This is a genomic window from Candidatus Methylomirabilota bacterium, from assembly GCA_035936835.1.
Lineage (GTDB): Bacteria > Methylomirabilota > Methylomirabilia > Rokubacteriales > CSP1-6 > AR37.
Genome location: DASYVT010000171.1, coordinates 1 through 5,128 on the forward strand (window position 1 = coordinate 1; position 5,128 = coordinate 5,128).

Consider the following 5,128-nt stretch of genomic DNA (forward strand, 5'->3'; position numbering starts at 1 on the left):
CGGATGCAGGAGAGCGTGAAGAAGTACGCGGAAGAGGTGCGACGCTCTCACGCGGCCGTGGTCAAGATCCGCGTCGGGCTGAACTCCGGGGAGGTCGTCGTGCGCGCCATCGGCAGCGACCTCCACATGGACTACACGGCCGTCGGCCAGACGACGCATCTCGCCGCCCGCATGGAGCAGCTCGCCGATCCCGGCGCGATCGTGATCACGCCCGATACGCTGGCGCTGGCCGAGGGCTACGTCGAGGTGAAGTCACTCGGCCCCGTGCCGGTGAAGGGGCTCGCCGAGCCGGTGGAGATCTACGAGGTGACAGGGGCCGGCCCGGCGCGCACCCGCCTGCAGGCGGCCGTCGGGCGCGGGCTCACGCGGTTCGTCGGCCGCGACGCCGAGCTGGAGCAGCTCCGCCGCGCCCAGCAGCTCGCGGGCGAGGGTCACGGGCAGGTGGCGGCGATCGTGGGCGTGGCGGGGGTGGGCAAGTCACGTCTGGTCTACGAGCTCACCCACTCGCACCGCCTGCAGGGCTGGCTCACCCTCGAGAGCGCGTCGGTCTCGTACGGCAAGGCCACGAGCTACCTGCCGGTGATCGACTTGCTCAAGGGCTACTTCAAGATCCAGGACCGGGATGACCTCCGCGAGATCCGCGAGAAAGTAATGGGCAAGCTGCTCGCCCTGGACGAGTCTCTGAAGCCGACGCTGCCGGCGCTGCTGGCCCTGCTCGACGTGCCGGTGGACGACGCCGCGTGGCAGACGCTCGACCCTGGCCAGCGGCGCCAGCAGACGCTCGACGCCGTAAAGCGGTTGCTGCTGCGGGAAGCGCGCGAGCAACCCCTCCTCCTGATCTTCGAGGATCTCCACTGGATCGACGGCGAGACTCAGGCCGTTCTCGACACGCTCGTCGACAGCCTGGGCTCGGCGCGCCTGCTGCTGCTCGTGAACTACCGTCCCGAGTACCAGCACGCCTGGAGCAGCAAGACGTCCTACGGCCAGATGCGGCTCGACGCGCTCCCGGCCGAGAGCGCCGGGGAGCTGCTGGAGGCGCTCCTCGGGGAGGACCCTGGACTCGCGCCGCTCAAGCAGCTGCTGGTCAAGCGCGGGAACCCGTTCTTCCTGGAGGAGACCGTCCGGACGCTGGTGGAAACGAAGGCGCTGGCGGGGGAGCGCGGCCGGTATCGGCTGATGCAACCGGTCCAGGCCATCCAGGTCCCGGCCACGGTCCAGGCGATGCTGGCGGCGCGCATCGACCGCCTCCCTCCGGAGGACAAACGCCTCCTGCAGGTCGCCTCCGTCGTCGGCAAGGACGTCCCGTTCGCGCTGCTCCAGGCGATCGCCGAGCTGCCGGACGAGGCGCTCCGTCGCGGACTGGACCACCTGCAGGCCACCGAGTTCGTTTACGAGGCCGGACTGTTTCCGGATCTCGAATACACCTTCAAGCATGCGCTCACGCACGAGGTCACATACAGCGGTCTGCTGCACGATCGCCGCCGCGAGGTGCACGCGCGGATCGTCGGGGCGATCGAGACACTCCACCGCGATCGCCCCGGCGGAGAGATCGAACGGCTCGCCAATCACGCCGTCCGGGGCGAGTTGCGGGAGAAGGCGGTGCACTATCTCCGGCAGGCCGGAGGCAAGGCGGCCGCGCGGTCGGCGCTCCCGGACGCCCGGGCCTGGTTCGAGCAGGCGCTGGGTGTCCTCGAGGCGCTGCCGGAGAGCCAGGCCACGCTGGAGCAGGCCTTCGACATTCGCCTAGAACTGCGGGGGCCGCTGATCCAGCTCGGTGAAGGACGGCAGACGCTGGAGCGCCTGCGCGAGGCCGAGGCTCTCGCCGAGCGGTTGAACGACGACCGTAGGCGTGGTCGTGTCTGCGCGTTCATGGCGAACACTCAATCGCAGGCGGGGCGGCTGGACGAGGCGCTCGTGACTGGCACCCGCGCACTCGAGATCGCCGGGCGCCTCGGAGACTTGGGGCTCCGCATTCTTGCCACGAACTTTCTCGAGCAGGTGCATTACTACCGGGGCGAGTACGAGCGAGTGGTTGAGCTGGCCACCGACAACCTCGCGGCGTTGCCAGCCGACCGAGTCCACGAGTATTTCGAACTTGCCGCGCCGCCATCGGTCTACGATCGCCACTGGCTGGTAATGAGCCTCGCTGAGCTCGGCAGATTCGCCGAGGCGGCCGAGTACGAAGCCGAGGCGATCCGGCTCGCCGAGCCGACGCAGCATGCGTTCACCGTCGGCTGCGCCTACCGTGCCGCGGGCATGCTCCATCTCCTCGAGGGCGACTGGGCGAAGTCGCGCTCACTGATCGAGCACTGGATCGCGGTGCTCAGGACGGGGAACGTCATCATCCAGCTTCCCTGGGCGGTCGCTTCCTCGGTTTGGGTCCTGGCGCAGCTTGGCGAGGCGAGCGAGGCGCTGAACCGGCTCCGGGAAGGCGAGCAGCTGTTCGAGCGCCTCGCGGTGATGGGAATCATCCACTTTCGGGGCTGGGCCTACCACGCCTTGGGGCGCGCCTATCTGCTGCTCGGCCGGCTCGACCAGGCGCGGAGCCTGGGTGACCGCGCGGTCCAATCGTCTCCGTATCAACCCGGGTACGCGGCCCATGCGCTGCACCTGCTCGGCGACATCGCGACCCATCCCGACCGGTTCGATGCCGAGAGCGGCGAGGCCCACTACCGCCAGGCGTTGGCGCTCGCCGAGCCGCGCGGCATGCGCCCGCTCGTCGCCCACTGCCACCTCGGGCTCGGCAAGCTCCACCGGCGCACGGGCAAGCGCGAGCAAGCGCAAGAGCATTTCACGACCGCGACGACGATGTACCGCGAGATGGACATGCGGTTCTGGCTGGAGCAGGCGGAGGCCGAGCTGAGAAAGTTGGGATGAGAGCCGTTGCGGTCATCTGTTGAAGAGCCCGCGCGAGAGGCATAGAATCCCGGCCAACACAGGGAGGATACACATGGCACAGCAGGGGATCCGCGCGGAGAAGCTCACGCCTCATATCGGCGCCGTCGTCCACGGCGTCGATCTCTCGAAGCCGCTCGACGAGGGCACGTTCAAGGAGATCCACGACTGCCTCATCGAGAACTGCGTGATCTTCTTCCGCGATCAGCGCCTGACGCCGGACCAGCAGAAGGACTTCGGCCGGAGATTCGGCGAGCTGCATGTCCATCCCGCCGCCCCGGGCCTCGTCGAGGGGCACCCCGAGATCCTGGTCATCCACGCCGATGAGAAGTCGAAGCACGTGGCCGGAGAGAACTGGCACTCCGACGTCTCCTGCGATCCCGAGCCCCCGATGGGGAGCATCCTCTACATGCACGAGCTCCCGCCGGTCGGCGGCGACACCCTGTTCGCGAGCATGTACGCGGCGTACGACGCGCTGTCGGAGCCGATGAAGCGGCTCCTCGAGGACTTCACCGCCATGCACGAGGGCGAGCACGTCTACCGCGGGCGCTACGGCGTGAAGGACGAGGGCAAGACCTTCCCGAAGGCCGAACACCCGGTTATCCGCACGCACCCCGTATCCGGGCGGAAGGCGCTCTTCGTGAACAGCGGCTTCACGACGCGAATCGTCCAGCTCAAGCGGCCGGAGAGCGACGCGATCTTGCAGTTTCTCTTCCGCCACATCGAGACGCCGGAGTTCCAGTGCCGGTTCCGCTGGCAGGAGCGCTCCATCGCGTTCTGGGACAACCGCTGCGTCCAGCACCACGCCATGTGGGACTACTACCCGCAGCGGCGGCACGGGCATCGCGTGACGGTCCGGGGCGACAAACCCTTTTACAGGCCGTGAGGGAGCAGGGCCTCGGCCCGACCTCATGACGGATCGCACGATGGCACCTGGGGCTTTAGTATTGGATTGACACTGCGCTCGCTACGGCCCAGTATCCATCGCGGGCGGGACTGGCAGTATCCGCTCGGTGGTAGGGCTGGGCTTCTCCATGCGGCGGCCGTGGATGGGGGCGGTGCCGAGGGGCCTGAGGACCCGAGACTGGCCTTCAACCTAGGACAAGGAGGTCCTGCATGGACGCCCTAAACAAGGTCAAGGCTGCGATCGGAGCAATCACCGACATCGGACTGATGCTACTGGCCCTTGCAATCGTAGCAAGCTTGCTGGTAGGGGGTACCCTCCCGTTCTTCGGGGGGGTCGTAGGCAATATCGTTGGGTTGGTCCAGGGTCTCGGCCAGACCGGTCTGGTGGGGCTCATCGCCTTGGGCATCATCCTGTGGCTCTTCTCAAAGCGGCACCTGTCATAACGATCAGGTAGACGGCGAGCCAGGGGCGGGCATCCCCCACTCCTGGCTTGCCGGACAGTAATGATTCGTCAGATTACGAAGTTCGGCTGGCACGTCGTCGAGGCGGGCTTTCTGCTCGTCATCCTGTGCGTGCTTCTGAACATCATTCTCGGGAGAGGAAGCGGCGGCTTCATCTCGTCGGTGGCAGCGAACGCCTTGGATTTGATGCAGAAGGTCCCCGCGGGGACCTTCCTCGGCGTGTTCTTGATCCTGGCCCTGTACTGGGTCATCAAGGCCAAGGACTCGTCGAAGGCCTGACGCTCGCTCGGAAGCCTACGCCGGCTTCTTGATCGCCGCGAGGGCGGCCTTGGCGCCCGCCGTCAGGTGATAGAGGTCGCTGGTGCAGCCGACCATCAGCCACCGTTCCGCGAGCCGCCGGTTGACCGCCTCGGGGGTCGGCGTGTGGATGCCCGGCGCCACGCCGTTCTTCTTGGCCGATCGCAGGATGGCCTGGATCGCCTCCTCGTACTCCTTGTGCGGCGGGTCGAGCGAGGGCGCGAGCCCCATGGAATTGCAGAGGTCGTTGGGGCCGATGAAGCAGGCGTCGATGCCGGGTACGGAGAGGATCTCGTCGATGCGCTTGACGGCGTCGATGTGCTCGATCTGGACGACGCGGAGGATCTCCTCGTTGGCCCGCTCGAAGTAGGTCTTGGGGTCCGTGTTATAAGGATAGGGCGAAGCGGCCGGAGCCGAGGCTCCGGAGGCCCTTGGGCGGGTACTGGCCGTAATCCGCGACGATCTGCGCCTCCTCGCGGGTCTTGACGTTGGGGGCGACGAAGCCCCAGGCGCCCGCGTCCAGGATGCGCTTGATGCCGAGCTCGCTCACCTCGGGGATGCGCGCGAG

General features: G+C 67.4%; 6 protein-coding genes. 4 read left to right on the forward strand and 2 right to left on the reverse strand.

The genetic code is table 11. The features are described 5' to 3' along the window. From VGV06_15330 to VGV06_15345, 4 genes are all read left to right on the forward strand, one after another. Positions 1 to 2,877, forward strand: a 2,877-nt coding sequence (locus VGV06_15330) for an AAA family ATPase (protein ID HEV2056519.1), incomplete at its 5' end; no start/stop codon positions are given. Positions 2,878 to 2,950: 73 nt separating this feature from the next. Beyond that, complete coding sequence (gene tauD / locus VGV06_15335) at positions 2,951 to 3,781, forward strand: taurine dioxygenase (protein ID HEV2056520.1); 831 nt, start codon at positions 2,951 to 2,953, stop codon at positions 3,779 to 3,781. A gap of 230 nt (positions 3,782 to 4,011) precedes the next feature. Further along, on the forward strand, positions 4,012 to 4,245 hold the full coding sequence (locus VGV06_15340) for a hypothetical protein (GenBank protein HEV2056521.1): 234 nt from the start codon (positions 4,012 to 4,014) through the stop codon (positions 4,243 to 4,245). Positions 4,246 to 4,305: 60 nt separating this feature from the next. Continuing rightward, positions 4,306 to 4,542 (forward strand): hypothetical protein, encoded by a 237-nt coding sequence (locus tag VGV06_15345; GenBank protein ID HEV2056522.1) that lies wholly within the window; start codon positions 4,306 to 4,308, stop codon positions 4,540 to 4,542. A 15-nt stretch (positions 4,543 to 4,557) separates the two neighbouring features. Here VGV06_15345 and VGV06_15350 read toward each other — a convergent pair whose 3' ends face one another. Together VGV06_15350 and VGV06_15355 are read right to left on the reverse strand one after the other, a co-directional pair. Further along, positions 4,558 to 5,013 carry an aldolase/citrate lyase family protein gene (locus VGV06_15350; GenBank protein HEV2056523.1) on the reverse strand — a complete coding sequence of 152 codons (456 nt, stop codon included), beginning with the start codon at positions 5,011 to 5,013 and terminating at the stop codon, positions 4,558 to 4,560. Next, the coding region (locus VGV06_15355; protein ID HEV2056524.1) for a 2-dehydro-3-deoxyglucarate aldolase at positions 4,946 to 5,128 on the reverse strand (183 nt) is incomplete at its 5' end. The genes VGV06_15350 and VGV06_15355, both read right to left, overlap by 68 nt.

What these genes read in the sequence shown, in the direction of transcription:
- VGV06_15340 (HEV2056521.1), top strand. Translation starts at nt 4,012, where the DNA reads ATGGACGCCCTAAACAAGGTCAAGGCTGCGATCGGAGCAATCACCGAC.
- VGV06_15345 (HEV2056522.1), top strand. Translation starts at nt 4,306, where the DNA reads ATGATTCGTCAGATTACGAAGTTCGGCTGGCACGTCGTCGAGGCGGGC.
- tauD (HEV2056520.1), top strand. Translation starts at nt 2,951, where the DNA reads ATGGCACAGCAGGGGATCCGCGCGGAGAAGCTCACGCCTCATATCGGC.